Raw genomic sequence first — 15,099 nt, forward strand, 5'->3', positions numbered from 1 at the left:
CCTGGAACGGGTGTCGGGGAGAGCGCCGGCCAGGGCTTGAACCTGGACCTCTCACCAGGACGGCGAGCGTGCTACTTGCGACCACCGGCGCCTGCGGTCGGCCGCGCCGCTGCACAGGACGGCCGACTGCGGAGAGGGATGATACACACACTCGCAGTGACCGCCCCGGGCGTGCGGCCAGAGCCGTGACCTCGGGCGATGTCCCACGCGGCAGCCGGGGCGCCGTCGTCTACGTGGGCGGCGCGGAGTCGGTGAGGGCGTTCATCCAGCGCTCTTCGCATCCGAGGGTGCGCAGGAGCGGCCCGATCAGTCTCCGGGTGACGGCGCCGGGGCTGGCCGTCAGTTCCGCCCAACTCGCGGCGGTCGCCCGCTGGTAGTCGTCCTGGTCGTAGGTGGGGCTCTGGCCGAAGTACCGTACGTAGTCGGTGGTGGAATGCGCGACCTTGCCGCGAAGACTGGTCGCCCCGGCCGCGAGCGCCCAGCTTCCGAGGTATCCGGTGTCCCCGGCGACCGCCGTGACCAAAGCGAGGAACCTCCGGAGCAGGCTCACGGGGGCCGCGTCGATGATCACTTCCAGGCCGGGGCGGAGCTCGTCCGACAACCGGCTCTGGAACAGGCGCAATCCCCCGTCCTCGAAGAACTGGATCTCAATGGCGTCGGGGTCGATGCGGCCTCCCGGCTGGTACACACGCCCGTCGGCGAGGCAAGGGCTGCTCTTGGCTGCCCCGCCTGCCCTGCGGGAGCCGTTGGTGGCATCGCCGATTTCGGGATACACGCGTGCCTCGGCCAGCAACTCGTCCAGCTCGGGGGTGGACACACGTGGGAGGAACTGCGCCAGCTTGTAGTTCCAGTCCTGGCCGCTGGTGAGGTCCAGCAGCATGTCGTCCCGTCCCGCCATCGGCTGCGCGACGAGGAACAGATGCGCCTTGCCCACGTCCCTCATGGGGTCGTCGCTCATCTCGCGGGCGAGGAGCGTCAACGCGTCCTGCTCACCGGAACGCCGACGTGCATGCAGCCGGAACACGTCCGCGTCGGTCAGGACGTGCTTCTGCTTGTCGTTGCGCCCGAAGTAGCGGCCGTCGACCATGTGCGGGGCCTGCGGGTTCGGCGGCACGTGCACCAGGACGTATCCGGTGGTGGGGTCGTCCACGCTCGGGATCTCGTCGGTGATGACGTTCAGCGGCGGGTCCGGGACTGTGCGGGCGACGTCGTCGATCTTCTCCGCCAGGCCCTTGAGCGGCTGCGGCGTGCAGACGAAGCGGCGCTGCTCCTTGTCCTCGTCGACGCCAATGATCAGCGTGCCGCCGTCGATGGCGAAGCTCGCGAGATCCCGGGCCAGCTCCTTGTTGTCGCCCTTCGTCTTGAGTTCCTTCTTCGCGTCGAGCCGGTTGGACTCGCTCAGCATTCCGCCGTCGACGACGGACCGGATGTCCTCCTCGGACTTGGGCCGCCAGTTCGGCGTGTCGGGAGACAGGTATATGGGCGTCACGGGCTCTCCTCGCAACTCTTCGCGCTGCACCTGGATCTGGCGAGCTTTCAGATCACAATACTGAGCAAACGGCGTCGCTCCTGCATGAGTTGAGCCGTAGGGGGATGGCTGCGGGCGAACTGGGCACTGGGCGGGCCTGGTTCGGCCTGTGACCGCCGAACGGCGCCCACGTGGAGTGGGGGAAGGCTGCGGCCCTGGAGGGCTGTGGAACGCGGTGAGGGGGCCTGACGGGCGTGTGCCGTCAGGCCCCCTCGGGGTGGTGCGGGTCAGGCGAACAGGGCCTCCTGTTCCGGCTCCGGCTCGGCCTCGGCCGGGGCCGGCCGAGCATGGTCCAGGTGCCGGGCGACCGTCCACCGCAGCCATCCCCACTCGTCGGGCATCCGCCGACCCCGGATCGCATCCAGTCTCGTGCGCCACCCGCTCAGGTCGAGGATCAGCAGCTCGGCCCGCACCTGGTGCACAGTTCCGTCGCAGTGAAGCCATACCTCGCACTTCGGCGTCCCGGCCGCGGTGAGCATCGCGAACCGGTGGATGTCGCCCCAACCGGGGTGCAGCCCGCCCGGCTTGACCCACAGCCACGTGCCGGGCTTCACGTCGCCGGCAGCCGCGGGAGTGTGCTCGAACGGAGGTCGCTGCCGCACGGCCCGCCGGGGCTTGGCCGGGTAGTAGTGGCTCGGCGGGTAGTGCGGATGGGCGGCCCGAGCCTGCCGCGCATCCTCCGCGAGAGCGAGCAGCCGGTCCCGGGGCGTGTAGCAGCGCGGGCCGACGTGCCAACTGCGCGGCCCGCGCTGCTCCCACCACGACGGGGCACCGCACTGGCAGCGGCCCGAGTCGAGGTATTCCCGTGCCCTCTCGCACGGCCAGACGCTCGCGCACGTGCGGCACGTCCACGGCTCGGTCGCGCTGTTCGGCAGGTGCGCGTCCGGCATCCGGATCGGGCGCATGCTCCATCCCTCCATGGCGATACCCCTCTCCCGGTCAGGCCGTGCGCGGACAGTCCCAGTAGGCGGTCAGGTGCTCCTGGGCGTGCGCGGTGGCGTCCTCGGCGTTCTCGAAACGGGCCACGTCGCCGTCCGGGTCGCACCCGCACTCGGCGTGCAGCACGCCCGTCCGCACCTCCGGGAGGTCGAGCCGGCCGTACGCATCGACGGTGCGTTCCTCTCCGGTCAGGACGTCGGCCACACGCCAGCTCGCCGCTTGGCCGGGCTCGGAGTCGGGCTGGATGCGCGTGAGGCGCCCGATGCCCTGCGGCGTGAGGACCAGGTGAACCGCCGCAGTGACCTCCACGATGTAGGGCGGGTCGGGCTGGAGGCCGAGGAGGTTCACGCGCCGGTCGCGGATGTCGGCCGCGCGGGCGCGGCGCTTCCGGGCGATCTCGGCGAAGGCGAGGCCGACGGCGCCCCTGCGGGTGCCGTCCTCGCCCCACACGCGGCGGCGTCCGTTGATGTCGCGGACCTCCCACCGCTGCTTGCCGGAAGCGCCGGTGCGGTACACCGCCATCTCCCAGTCGGTCACGTTGGTGTGTCTGGGGGTGTCGTCCGGGAAGCTGCCCAGGACGGTGAACAGGTAGCCGCTGCGGCCGAACGGCAGGTGCTCGGCGAAACGGTCGGGGCCGTACGGGGTGAAGTCCACGGCGCTGAGGTCGACGCTCACAGTGGGTCCTTTCGGGTCTGGCTGGCATGAAACGGGGCGGGGCCGCCCGCGAGGTGCCGCGGGCGGCCCCGTGCGGGGTGAGCGAAGGTCAGGCGACGGTCGCGGACGTGGCGCGGCAGTCGGCGCACGGCTCGTCGACGGCGCATGCGCGGTGCGCTGCGTCGCCGGTGCAGTGCACGCATCCGGCCGGGTGGTGGAAGTGGTCGCCGATCAGCGAGCGGACCTCGTTGAGGCTGGCGACGCCGAGCAGGCGGATGCCGGGCACGGTGCGCGCCTCGTCGAGCGCCGCGTCCGGGACGATCGCCGCCCGGTGCCCTGCGGCGGCTGCGGCCTGCACCAGGTCGCGCACGCCGCTCGGGTCGCGGACCCGGCCGTCGAGACCGAGCTCGCCGATGAGCGTCACGCCCTCCAGCGACACGGACTCGATCCGGCCGGACGCAGCGAGGACCGTGCACGCGATGGCCAAGTCCAGGCTGCTCGTGCCGCGGGTGGTGTGCTCGCCATCCGCCGCGAGCCTCACGAGGACGTTCGACTCGGGCCAGGTCAAGCCGCTGTTCAGCACACCCGCCCGTACGCGGTCGCGGGTCTCGGTGACGTACCGCGTGGGCAACTCCTCCACGGCGAAGGCGGCAACGCCGGGGGCGCTGCTGGCGGTCACCGTGTAGGTGGTCGTCCCGGCCACGGCGGCGGCCTCGGCGTTGCCGTAGGTCGAGCTGTCCGGGGCGACGTCGCCGGCCGGGCCGTATGCCTCCCACCTGCTGTCGGGGCTCAGCCCGTAGTCGGCGAGGCCGGAGAGCTCCCGCATGTTGGCCACGTGCTTGTCGACGGCTTCCCGGCCTGTCGCCGCGAACACGGTCGTGACCTCGCCCAGTGCGTCCATGGCGTCGACGGCGATCTCTTCGAGCGCGACGGCCCGCTTCTCGGGGTCGGCCGGGGCGGGGGCCACGCCCCACAGGGTGTAGCTCGTGCCCTGGCCCTGGCCGACGATGATGAACTCGCGTTCCTGAGTGCTCATGATGCTGGTCCTCCGGCCGGTCACTGGTCGTCGATGCTGGTGAAGTGGGCGCGCAGCGTGCTGAGCGTTTCGCGCTGCGACTCGCTCAGGACGTCTTGCGGATCGCCGGTCTCGGCCCACAGCTCGGTGCCGGCTCGCAGCGCTCCGCGCACGTCGAGCGGCTCGACCACGGCGAGGACGTCGGCGAGCACATCGGCCGGGGCGGGGGCGTTCATCCGCTGGACCTGGATCAGATCACGGCAGCGGATGACGCGGATCTCGCTCACGACCTCGTCGAACCGCGACTTCTCGTCGTCGGCGAGGCGGAGCGCGATGTACGTTGGGGAGAGCCAGTTGACCTTGGCGCGGATCTGCTGCGTGAACTCGTGGTCCTCACCGAACTGGGCGGCCGGGTCGGACTCGTCGTCCCAGACGTCTAGGACTTCCCGCCACCGGCCGTCGATCATGACCTCGTCGTTGTCGACGACGTCGACCGCGCGGATCGTCTCGACCGACCACGTCGGCCGCTGCTCGGCAGCGGGCCTCTCGGCCGGGTCGCCGGGCAGCGTCACGTGGTACAGGCCCGCGCCGCTCGGAATCGGCTCCCATCCGGCGGCGGTCACCGTGGCGTGGTCGCGGCCGAAGGCCAGCACGGCAGCGAGGACGCGGTGCGCCTCGTCGAGGGCGGGTAGGGGCAGAACACTGTTCGGCGCGTGGTCGTACGCCGACCACGCACGGCCGGCATCTGTGTGGATGCCGACGAGGGCGCCGTCCGACGGCTCAACGGTCACCATCGTCGCGGTCGGGAAGTGCTTGCGGGTGATGCCGGCGAGGACTTCGGCGGCCGCCTTGAACACGAGGTCGCGGGCCTGCGCGGTGGCCACGCAGGCGTCGTCGAGCTCGGCGGCCAACTGGCCGGTCTGGCTTGTCTCGTTGCTGCTCACGCGTACTCCTTGGTGATCTGAATTGCGGGTACGGTGGGCCTCACGCGCTCGGTCGGGTTGTGAGGCCCTTCGGTGCTGGGCGCTGCGGCCGACGGGATTCCCACGCTTTTGCGCCCCGTCGGCCGCGCCCTGTCTGTGGCTCAGGCGACTTTGCTGATCACGCACTGGTGGGTGCGGTAGTTGTTGCGCTTGGTCTTGCGGGTCCAGCGCAGGGTGATGGTGTCGGCTTCGTTCTGCTCGACCTCGTGCATGGGGAGCATGAGCAGGATGCGTGTGATCTCGCGGAGCCCGTCGCCGGCTTCGTATGCGGTGCCGTGCTCGGTGGCCTGGCCCGGAGTCCAGAACGTCCAGTCCATGCGGTAGTTGGCCGTTTCGTCGATGTCGAGGAGCTTGACGGCGGCGGTGGCGTCCTCTGCGCGGATGTCGCTGTTGGTGAGGCGGATCGTTGCGCGCATGGCGTCTCCCGGTGTGGGTGGGGTTGGTTGGTGGTGCCACAAACCATTCTTTCCAAAATCGGTTTTGGATATCCGTGTTTGGGTGGATTTTCTGCTGTGATTTCGCAGGTCACACAGCCAGTGCCAGGCGGCTCGGGTCGGCGTACCGGTCGATTTCCTCGCCGGTGACGCACTCGACCAGCGCGCACAGCAGAACCTCCGCCGCAGGCGGGGTGACCGCGTTGCCGTACTGCTTGATCTGGTCGCGCTTACTGCCAAGCACCCGGTAGCTGTCGGCGAACGCCATCGCCCGGCCGATCTCCTTCGGCTCCAGCATCCGGAACAGGATCTTGGAGACGTCCCACTCGCCGTTCTCCAGGAGCGCCCACCGGTCCCGCGTGGGCACCGTGCCCATCGGATCGTTGACGCTGCGCACCTGCCCGTTGCCGTAGTACGGCATGAGCAGCGGGTCTGCGGTGACGAGCGACTGGTGCCCCGTGGTCGTCATGGTGCGCATCGGCTCACCGATCGGCGTGCAGTGCTCAACCCCGGAGCCGCGCGACCCGTTGTTCCGCATGATCATCACCGGTGTCACGAGCCCGTGGTGCAGGCCGCCCGCCGTCACCGTGTGCAGCGGGGACTCGATGGGCCGGGCCTTCTCCTTGTCGCCCCCGCCGCGCATCGGGATCACGAACGGCGGCGGGTAGGCGATGGCCGTCTCAGCCCGCGCGGTCTGCGTGCGAAGCGGCTGATCCACCCGCATGGCCTTCTTCCCGTCCCGGCCCTCGCACGGGATCAGCAACGGCGGCGGGACGAGCAGCCCGTCCCCTTCCCTCGTGGTGCGCGTCGCCATCGGCACGTCCACGCTCGCCGCGCCGTTGCGCCAGGTGCCGCCGGTCGGCACGAGCAGAGGCGACACACCAGGGCCGGCCGCTTCGACAGGGTCCTCGCCGAACAGCGAGCCCTGCCCGTCGAACTCGTCGACCCCGTCGAAGTGCGGCCAGTACCGGGCGATCCCCGCACGGATGCGGGCCATCGTCGCCGGGGCAAGGCCCTCCGGCGCGTCCTTGCTCTTGGGCCGCGACCCGATCGGCGTGCCCTTGATGGACCAGTCGATCGCCACCGACGCGGGCAGCGTCTCGGGCTCGACGAGCGAGCGGCAGTCCGACTTGGGGCAGCGGTAGTCGTACGCCTGCTTGTAGCGGCCCATGTCCCGGCCGGGCTTGCGGAAGACCTGCACGGCCGCCACGACCTCGTCGCAGCGGACGCACATGGCGCGCGGCCTCAGCCACTTGTCCCAGTTCGGGTGGCGGCCCAGGCTCTTGTGCCAGTACGCGAGGTACAGCCGGTCACGGGACTGCGGCGCCCGGTGCACCGACCGCGGGTCGGCGTGCATGCTGTTCAGCGCGATCAGCCGCGTGTGATAGCCGAGCTTGTGGAACTCGCCGATCCACCGGTCCCACTCCGCCCACTTGCGGACGTCGCAGACGTTCTCCACCACACCGGCCTTGACCAGTTGGCCGCGCTCCTGGACGCCGCGCAGGTAGAGCGGCACCTCCTCCATCAGGGCGCGCGACTCTTCCTCTTCCTGCGTCGGCCCGTCCGGACCCTCGTCGCCGGCTGTGCGGAACTTCTCCGCCTCCTCCGCCGCGTACAGCTCCAACAGGTCGCCTTGCACGGCCTTCTGGAAGCTCCGCTTCATGCCCTTCGCGATGGACCAGTTCGTGCACTCCGGCGAGCCCCAGTGGATGTCAGCGACCGGCCACGACCAGACGGGCGCCTTGCGGATGTTCCCGATGTAGTGGGCGACGCCGGGGAAGTTGAACATGTGCGACTTGAGGGCCTGCTTCCAGTGGTTCGTCGCGAACGACACCCGCAGGCCGGGCACTTGCTCAGCGGCCTGGCTTGAGCCTCCCGCCCCGCAGAACCAGTCCTGGATGGTCAGGTCGCTGCCGTCGTGCTTGTAGGCGCGGGCCCGTCTCGTGCGGGGCTTGGCGACGGCGGAGGCTGCACCTCCTGCGGGCAGGCTGGAGTCTTGGTAGGCCATGCGGCATCTCCTGTGAGGTCGGTCGGTGCTGGCCGCGCGAGCGGGGATTCCCGCCCCCGCTCGCGCGGTCGGGTGGTGGTGCAAGATCCATTCTTTCCAAAGACAGCTTTGGAAAGCCCGTTTTTCTGGCCTGGGTCGGCAAAGGATCTGGAAAGAAACCGCAGGTCAGACCGCTAGTCGAGGGGCAGGGCTGCCGCCTTGATCAGGTCCATGCGGTAGAACTTGCGGCCGTCCCGTTCGGGCAGCTCCTCGCACAGCGGGCGCCACACGTCGCGGTTGGTGTCGTCCAGGTACGGCGTCCACTCACCCATCTCGCCGATGGCGAACTGACCGTCCAGGTCGTCGAGTCCATCGGTCAGCCGCCGCTCCTCGCCGGCGGCCGTCCAGTACCGGCCGGTGGCGAACAGTGAGCCGTCCGCGCCTTCGGTCAGCTCGACGCTGCCCGCGTCGAACGGGGTGTCGGCGTCGTGGCCGGTGAGGACGTCGCGGACCGCTGCGGCGGTGACGACGGCCATGACGCGGCCGACGCGCTTCTGCGCGCCGCCGAGCGCTGCGAGCGATTCATCGACTGCCGTGGCGATCCGGTCGCCGGGGGGCAGGGGGTAGGCGGGCTTCTGGGGGCCGTGGGTGGCCGTGAGGCGTCCTCGATTGGTGTCGGTGGGGTGTTGGGTGCAGCGGCGGCCGGGGCGCTCCCCCTGCGCGGGTTCGCCGAGGAGACGGCCGGCCCTGTCGCTGTCGCCGCCGCAGTAGGCAATGACTTCGGCGACCGCGCGTGCTCGGGCTCCGCCGGTCGCTGCGGCGGCCTTCCGCACGCGGCTGGGCAAGATGCCGTCCGCAAGGATCAGTTCGGCCATCGTGTCCGCGTATGCGGGAAGCAGGCGGCCGTCGTCGTCAAGCGAGTCGGGCAGCCAGTCCTCGGCGTCGATGACTGCGCGCGTGACGAGGACCAGGACCTCGGCCCCGTCGCGGGCCGCGGCGTGTTCATACGGCGTCGGCTGTTTGCCCGTGGCGGGGCGGACGTCGCTGTAGTCGAGGTGCTGGAAGCGGCCGTCGGCGGTGAGGACCAGCAGGTCGCTACGGCCTGCGTGGAACGTGGTGATATCGCTGCCGGTGATCGGACGCACAGTCATGGCTGTCGTTCCCTGTGTCGTTGTCATGGGTTGGTCCCGTCGGTGTCGGCCCGTTCGGGCGTGAGTCGGGGGCGGCTACTCGGCGGGGAAGGTCAGGCCGAACGCGCCGTCCAGGTGCGGCGCGGGGACCGGCGTCCAACCGCACGCGGCCAGGTCCTCACTGGTCGGCCTGTACGTGAACATCCCGGCGAGCCGGTCATCGACCTGCTGCGCGAGGTCACCGGGCACGTCGACGGTCTGGCCTTCCGGGTCCTCGACGAGGAACGTGACGAACGGGTCGTCCGCCGCCGGGTCGACGACGACGCCGGTCGCCCCCGGGCATGCCTCGCGGCACTCGCGCACGAGGTACGGCACGTAGTCGGTCAGCAGCTTGCGGCGGGCCTCCGTCGCCTTGGCGCGGGCCTCTTCAAGCGGCCCCTCGCCGGCCGGGTCGGCGCTGCGTGGACCGAACACGATCCGCACCAGGTCGGGTTCGCCGATGTCGCGGGCCGGCCGCCACCCGGCGAGCTCCAGACTGAGCGGGTCGTGGCCGTGGTCCAGGGCCTTGCGTAGCACTTCGTCGGCCTCGCCCAGCGTCTCGGTGTCGAACGGTCCGTACCCGTCCTCACCGTCGGCGCCGGGGTCGGCTTCGCTGCTGATCGGCCAGTCCACGTCTGTGCCTTGAACGCTGACGATGCGTCCCAGGCCCGTCAGGTCGACGAGGGCCGAGATGGCGTCGGGCTTGAGGGTGCGCAGGATCTCGCCCATGAGGCGGGCGGACTCGGTGAGCGTCGCCCGCCACGCGTCGAAGGCGGCGTTCTTCGTGTAGAACAGCGGCCCGTCGGCGACCTGGTACCAGGTCCATTCCCAGCCGCCGATCCAGTACCGGCCGTCGGCGTCGGGCTGGACGACGTTCACCGTGCCCTCTTGGTCGTCGGTGACCCACTGCCAGCGGATGTGCAGGACGACGGGGGCCGGCTCGCCGTCGATGACGACGATCTGGTCCGTGCAGTCGTAGCCCAGCTCGTCGGCCGTCTGCTGCGTGTGGGCGGCGAGCTGGCGGACGGCGTCGAGAGTGAAGCCGGGTGAGAGCCAGCCGTTCCATCTGTTCGAGAGGTCGACGCGGGCCGGGTAGATGTGGGTGTCGTCGACGCTGACCCATGTGTCGGTGAATTCGCGCATTGCGGTGCTCCTGCGGTGTGAGGTGGGTTCGGTTGCCGGAGCGGGCGGGGATTCCCGCCCTCCGCCCGCTCCGGGGGCCGCGGTCAGGTGCCGGGCTGAAAGGGGATCTGCGGGTGAATGCCGTCGGGGCCGATGGCGTACCAGCACCAGTCGAAGCCGCCGATGGGCCAGACCGGTGTGCCCGGGTCGCCGGGGTCGGCGTCGGGGTGCTCGTCGACGAGGCGGCGGGGCAGGACGATGTCGGTGGCCGCTGCGGTGCCGTGCTTGGCGATGTTCATCCAGCAGATGACGGTGACCACGGCGCGGGGCTGGCCGTTCTCGGTGCCTCCGTCGAAGACGTGCACGCTGTCGTGCGCGCCGTGGCCGTGTTCGGCGACGTCGGCCTGTGTCTGCTCGGCGATGCGCTGGGCGGTCTCCAGGGTGAAGTACGGCTTCACCCATCCCTCTTCGTGGGTTTCGTCGGGGTCGACCCAGGCCGGGTACCGGTCCCGGTCGTTGGCGCAGACGGTGACTTCAAGCATGGTGCGTGTGTCCCTTCGGTCATGGGCCGGGGCGGACGGGCATTCCCTGCGCCCGTCCGCCCCGTGGTGGGTGGTGGTCTACTGGCCGAACTCGAACAGCGCCGGCGGCGGCGTCGGTGAGGCCGGCGGCTGGGCGCCCAGCTCGGGCACGTCGTCGCCGGTCTTCTCCTTCCACCAGGCGCCGAACATGAGCCGGTGGCACCACGCGTCGGCCGGAGGCAGCTTGGCCAGCCGGTCGAAGCAGAGCAGCACTACCGGGCTGTCGAGATCGTTGGCGCCCGCGATGCGCGTCAGCTCGTCGCGGACGACGTCGATGCCGCGCGACTCCAGCAGTCGCCGGTAGCTGAACTCGTACGCGTCGCGGGCGTTGAGCTTGAGCAGGTCCCGTGTGGGCGTGATGGACCGTGCGTGGCCGGCCAGCGGGTAGCTGAGTTTGAAGCGCGGGTGACCGACCGTGGTGCGGACCGGAGTGCCCATGGTGGGCGCGAACTCCTGGTACGTGCAGGTCGCCAGTCGGATGGGTTCGCTCACGCTGTGCTCGCTTTCTCTTCGCTTGCCCGGGCCGCCGTCGGCCCGGGGGTGCAGCAGTGTTCCATGATCAATTCTATTGGGTACCCAATATCTCGACCAGTGGAACGACCCCGGAAAACCGGGAAATCTCACGCCGCCGGGAACAGGTCGAGCTGTCTCGGCTGCCGCATCAGCCAGTCGTACGTCCGGAGCCGGCTCCCCGCGTAGCCCGGCAGGAACAGCAGGCACGTGCGGACGTTCGTCCCGCACACTGCGAACGCATCCTCGGGCAGGGCCTCGATCTCGCCGCCGACCTCTTCGACCAGCTCGCGGAACTCGACCGCCGCCTTGTCGCTCCACCACATCAGCCCGTTGGACATGACCGAGACGAGAATCCCGTCGTCGCCCATGAACCCGAGAGCGTGCTGGATGTGGTCGAGCCCGCCCGCGAACGGGGGGTTCATCACGATCCGGTCGAAGCCCTCCTCCGCGTAGTCCAGCGGGTCCAGGCCGAGGAAGTCCCCGTGCACCACGCGGCGGCAGTCGCCCTGCTCGCGCAGGATCTCGGCCCGCCGGGCGTCCAGCTCGACACCGTCCACGATTCCGCCGCGCCGCGCGATCTCGCTCGTCATCGCCCCCGACCCGGCCGAGGGCTCCAGCACGGTCGTCCCGGCATTGATGCCCGCCAGGTCGCAGATTTGCATGACCAGGTTCGGCGGGGTCGGGAACCAGCCCTGCTCGTACCGGCTCGGGTACTCACCGGCCGCGAGGCACTGCCGCATGTGCTCCTCGATGCGGTACGGGAAGACGTGCGCACGGACCGCCTTGCGGCCGTCCCACCGGCCGCTCATCTCCTTGAGCACCTTGTTCATCTGCTCGTACACGGGCCGGTCGATCTCGAACGGCACCGCGACCTTGTCGTCTCGGATGATCGTGCGCGGGTCGGTGAGGACGCGCAGCACTTCGGGCGGGAACTGCATGGGAACCTCCTCGGAGGCAGGGCGAGGAGCGCCGGGGACGCGGCTGTGACCGCCGCGACCCGGCTGCTCGGGGGAGTTGGGGTCAGGCCGCAGCCGCGGCGTCCGGGTTGATCTCGATGGCGCCCGCACGGACAGCGGCGATGGCCTGCGCGTCCCGCAGGTTCTTGATCGCCTTGGTCGTCAGGTCCCGCAGGTGCTCGATGCGCTGCCGGTATCCGGCGACGCCTCCGCCGACTCCGGCCAGGAGCGCGGCCAGCTCGTCGGGGTCGGCAGCGACGAGCTCGGAGAGGATTTCCCCGGCGGTGCTGAGCTTGTCGACGCGCTTGGTCAGCCGGGTACGGTCGGCGATGATCCGCTCGCGCTCGTCGTCCGACACGTCGTGCGCACCGGGCAACGCGGCCTGTGCGTCTCGCGTGGGTGAAGCGGTCGTCTCGTCGGCCAGGACGAAGAAGCTGCCCTGCGAGGCGCGGCGCTCCTCCTCTGCCCGGCAGGCGTTGACGAACGCCTCGGCGTCCCGCGTGCTCGCGAACTGACCGCGCAGGTACTTCGCGATGAACCGCGCCTGGTTGTCCGTGCTCAGCTTGGACACGTACCAGGCCAGTGCGGGCGGCAAGTGCCCCTTGGCCATGGCTTCCTGCGCCGTGCCGCACAGCTTGAGCAGGTCCATCCGCCAGCCGACGTACGCGGCGGAGCGGCCGACACCCTCGGCGACCTCGTCGATGGTGTAACCGTCGTCCTCCACGAGCCGGTGGAACGCCTTGGCTTCTTCCAGCTCGGTCATGTCCGCGCGGCCGACGTTCTCCGCGACGGCCTTCATCAGAATCGTGCGGTCGCCGTCCTTGATGCCGTGCTGCACGAGCGCGTCCAGCTCGGTCAGGTTCGCGATCTGCGCGGCCCGCCAGCGGCGCTCGCCCATGATGAGCGTGTACCGGCGCGTGCCCGGGTTGTACCGGACACTGATCGGCTGCTGCTGCCCGATCGTCCGCAGCGAGCCGGCCAGCTCGTTCAGCTTGGCCTGGTCGAAGTGCTCGCGCGGCTGGTTCGGGTCGCGGTCGATCCGGTCGACCGGGATGCGCTTGAGCGCGGTCCGCACCTGCGCGGCCGTCTGCTCGGCCTGCTCGGCAACCACCTCGCGGCGCTTGGCGACCTTCGTCGGCTCAACGGCCCTCTTCTTGCTGCGCTTCGCCGGTTCGACGGCCTTCTTGGCGGTCGCCTTCGCGGGCGCCTTGCAGTCGGTGGCCTTCGTGCGGGTGTTGGTGGCGGTCATCGCCTGTCCTCTCGGGTGAGGGGTGGTCGGGTGGTGGGGCACCCGCCGCATATTGGGTACCCAATATGCGGCGGGCAGGGTTACGGGCAGGGCTCGTTCAGCAGCCGCACTCCCCGTTCGCGGCGGGGATCTGGAAGCACTTCATGCAGGTCTGCGCGCGGACCTTCTCCGCCCGCCGCTCGTTCGCCCGCCGGCCTCGCTCAGCGTTCACGCGGTCCACCTGCGCGTTGTACTTTTCCGCCCACGCCGCATACCGCTCCTGGTACCGCTGCTCAGCGACCCAGTTCGCGTGGTTCTCGGCTCGCCGCTCCTCGGGCGTCAGCGCCGCATAGCGCGCGAGTTCGGCGCCCAGCGCGCTCGAGAATGCTTCGAGCTGTCGGACCTGGCTGGCGGTGAAGTTGGCGGCGGTCATTTCGGGCTCCTTCGATGAGGGGAGGGGTTAACAAGATCAATTCTATTGGGTACCCAATACCCCGTCCAGCGGATCGGCGCACTATTTTCGCAGGTCAGGGGCCTAGTCGATGGCGAACAGAGCGTCCGGGTCCTCCGTCGTCGGCTCCTTCGCCTCCGCCTCCGGATCAGGCACGACGGCGTGCACCAGGCTGCGCGGTCCACCGTTCCAGCGCCCCCGGTACATCAGGCCGCGCTCCTTCACCTTCGCGGTCACCTGTGAGAGCAGCGTCCGCGAGTTCGCCGCCTCGCCGAACTTGGCGCCCTCCGGCGCGTGGATCGTCTCCGCCGGGTGGTCGGGGTGCGGCCTGCCCGCCCCGTTCAGCCACGTCAGCGTCGCCTCGGTGGCGTCCCAACCGCAGTCCACGCGGATCTTCTTCGGGATCTTCGGGTCGGTGCGCTGCTTCGGCTTCTTCTTCTTCGCCTCGGCCTGCGCAGCCCGGACCTCCTCGGCCGGGGCCGCCGCGGATGCCTCGCGCGCTGCCTTCGTGCCGGGGACCTTCTCGTCCGCTAGGAAGGCGTGCATCGCCTTCTCCGGGCAGCGGGCGCGCACGTTGGTGTAGTCGGCCGTGTGCGTCCAGGTCTCCCCGTTCTCCGTGGCGTCCTCCAGCGTCATCACCTGCTTCGGGTGCAACCGCAGGTTCCACGCAATCGACAGCGTCTTCGGGTTGACCCGTGCGACCTGGAACCAGGAGCCGTGGTACAGCGCGTAGTCGCCGGGTGCGAAGTCGTCCGGCCGCCAAATCTTCACGCCGGCGGCCTCGGCCTTGGCGACGATGTCCTCCCAGTACGCGATCTCCTCTCGCAGGTCCCGGACCAGCCTTCCGTGCCGGTCCGACGGGGAGCCCACCTCGTCCGGCTCACCGTGAACCCGCAACTGGGCGCGCAGGTCGGCGCGCAACTTCTCCAGCCGCCGCAGCGTGCGGTACGGGTCCTTCCGGTGCTTCTCGTAGTTCTCGGCCGCGCCCACCCGGTTCTGCCAGTGGTCCGCGCGCTTACCGTCGGCGATGGAGGCGCGCATGTTCGTGTGGATGCGCTCTTGGTCCCGCCGGGCACGGCCCTCGCTGTGGTGCCCGACGAGGATCGGCTGGCCGCCCTCGAAACGTCGGGCAATCTGGTTCGCCCGCTCGTGGCGCGCGTCCGAGGAGCGGGCCGCATTGTCGGCATAGCCGGAGTACCGCTCGGCGCGGTCCTCGGCCTGCTGCACGCGGTCGTCCTCGGCCTCGGCGAATGTGCGCCGCGCCTCCTCGTCGATCTCGACGGTGACGGTGTGCCCGTCGGCCTCCAGCGCCGCCTTGGCGCCGTTGATGCGCCACATGTCGGCCTCGCGGTCGCGGGAGCGGGGCACGTACAGCCCGACCGAGCGCGAGGAGCGGAACCCGCGGGTCTTGACGACCTCCCAGACACCGTCTCCCTTCACGCTGCCCTCGATGAGCGTGCCTTCCAGCCTGCTGTGGGTGATGGTCACGGTCGCCATGGGGCAACCTCCTTCGGATATGGGTCCGCCCGGAGCCGTGCG

General features: G+C 70.2%; 15 protein-coding genes. All 15 read right to left on the minus strand.

The window, feature by feature from the left end:
- Positions 1-229: 229 nt before the first annotated feature.
- Positions 230-1,489: a helix-turn-helix domain-containing protein gene (locus ACIGQF_RS12755; protein WP_399708848.1), complete on the minus strand. Its 1,260-nt coding sequence runs from the start codon at positions 1,487-1,489 to the stop codon at positions 230-232.
- Positions 1,490-1,755: 266 nt separating this feature from the next.
- On the minus strand, positions 1,756-2,433 hold the full coding sequence (locus ACIGQF_RS12760; RefSeq protein ID WP_399708851.1) for a hypothetical protein: 678 nt from the start codon (positions 2,431-2,433) through the stop codon (positions 1,756-1,758).
- A 34-nt stretch (positions 2,434-2,467) separates the two neighbouring features.
- Positions 2,468-3,142 carry a hypothetical protein gene (locus ACIGQF_RS12765; protein WP_399708854.1) on the minus strand — a complete coding sequence of 225 codons (675 nt, stop codon included), beginning with the start codon at positions 3,140-3,142 and terminating at the stop codon, positions 2,468-2,470.
- Between the two features lie 88 nt (positions 3,143-3,230).
- Positions 3,231-4,157 (minus strand): magnesium chelatase domain-containing protein, encoded by a 927-nt coding sequence (locus ACIGQF_RS12770; protein WP_399708857.1) that lies wholly within the window; start codon positions 4,155-4,157, stop codon positions 3,231-3,233.
- Positions 4,158-4,177: 20 nt separating this feature from the next.
- The gene (locus tag ACIGQF_RS12775; protein WP_399708860.1) at positions 4,178-5,080 is read right to left on the minus strand and encodes a hypothetical protein; all 903 of its coding nucleotides are present in this window, start codon (positions 5,078-5,080) and stop codon (positions 4,178-4,180) included.
- Positions 5,081-5,220: 140 nt separating this feature from the next.
- On the minus strand, positions 5,221-5,535 hold the full coding sequence (locus ACIGQF_RS12780) for a hypothetical protein (protein WP_399708863.1): 315 nt from the start codon (positions 5,533-5,535) through the stop codon (positions 5,221-5,223).
- 109 nt (positions 5,536-5,644) lie between these two features.
- Complete coding sequence (locus ACIGQF_RS12785; RefSeq protein ID WP_399708867.1) at positions 5,645-7,561, minus strand: DNA cytosine methyltransferase; 1,917 nt, start codon at positions 7,559-7,561, stop codon at positions 5,645-5,647.
- 173 nt (positions 7,562-7,734) lie between these two features.
- Entirely contained in the window at positions 7,735-8,691 is a 957-nt protein-coding gene (locus tag ACIGQF_RS12790; protein ID WP_399708870.1) for a hypothetical protein, read from the minus strand.
- A 75-nt stretch (positions 8,692-8,766) separates the two neighbouring features.
- Positions 8,767-9,852 (minus strand): hypothetical protein, encoded by a 1,086-nt coding sequence (locus tag ACIGQF_RS12795; RefSeq protein WP_399708873.1) that lies wholly within the window; start codon positions 9,850-9,852, stop codon positions 8,767-8,769.
- A gap of 83 nt (positions 9,853-9,935) precedes the next feature.
- On the minus strand, positions 9,936-10,373 hold the full coding sequence (locus tag ACIGQF_RS12800; RefSeq protein WP_399708876.1) for a hypothetical protein: 438 nt from the start codon (positions 10,371-10,373) through the stop codon (positions 9,936-9,938).
- A gap of 78 nt (positions 10,374-10,451) precedes the next feature.
- On the minus strand, positions 10,452-10,904 hold the full coding sequence (locus ACIGQF_RS12805; RefSeq protein ID WP_399708879.1) for a hypothetical protein: 453 nt from the start codon (positions 10,902-10,904) through the stop codon (positions 10,452-10,454).
- A gap of 128 nt (positions 10,905-11,032) precedes the next feature.
- Complete coding sequence (locus tag ACIGQF_RS12810) at positions 11,033-11,863, minus strand: class I SAM-dependent methyltransferase (protein ID WP_399708882.1); 831 nt, start codon at positions 11,861-11,863, stop codon at positions 11,033-11,035.
- An 82-nt stretch (positions 11,864-11,945) separates the two neighbouring features.
- Positions 11,946-13,130: a ParB/RepB/Spo0J family partition protein gene (locus tag ACIGQF_RS12815; protein ID WP_399708885.1), complete on the minus strand. Its 1,185-nt coding sequence runs from the start codon at positions 13,128-13,130 to the stop codon at positions 11,946-11,948.
- Positions 13,131-13,227: 97 nt separating this feature from the next.
- Complete coding sequence (locus ACIGQF_RS12820; RefSeq protein WP_399708888.1) at positions 13,228-13,542, minus strand: hypothetical protein; 315 nt, start codon at positions 13,540-13,542, stop codon at positions 13,228-13,230.
- Between the two features lie 102 nt (positions 13,543-13,644).
- The gene (locus ACIGQF_RS12825; RefSeq protein WP_399708891.1) at positions 13,645-15,057 is read right to left on the minus strand and encodes a DUF3560 domain-containing protein; all 1,413 of its coding nucleotides are present in this window, start codon (positions 15,055-15,057) and stop codon (positions 13,645-13,647) included.
- Positions 15,058-15,099: the final 42 nt, after the last annotated feature.

The sequence above is a fragment of the Streptomyces sp. NPDC053560 genome (genome assembly GCF_044544605.1).
Taxonomy (GTDB): domain Bacteria; phylum Actinomycetota; class Actinomycetes; order Streptomycetales; family Streptomycetaceae; genus Streptomyces.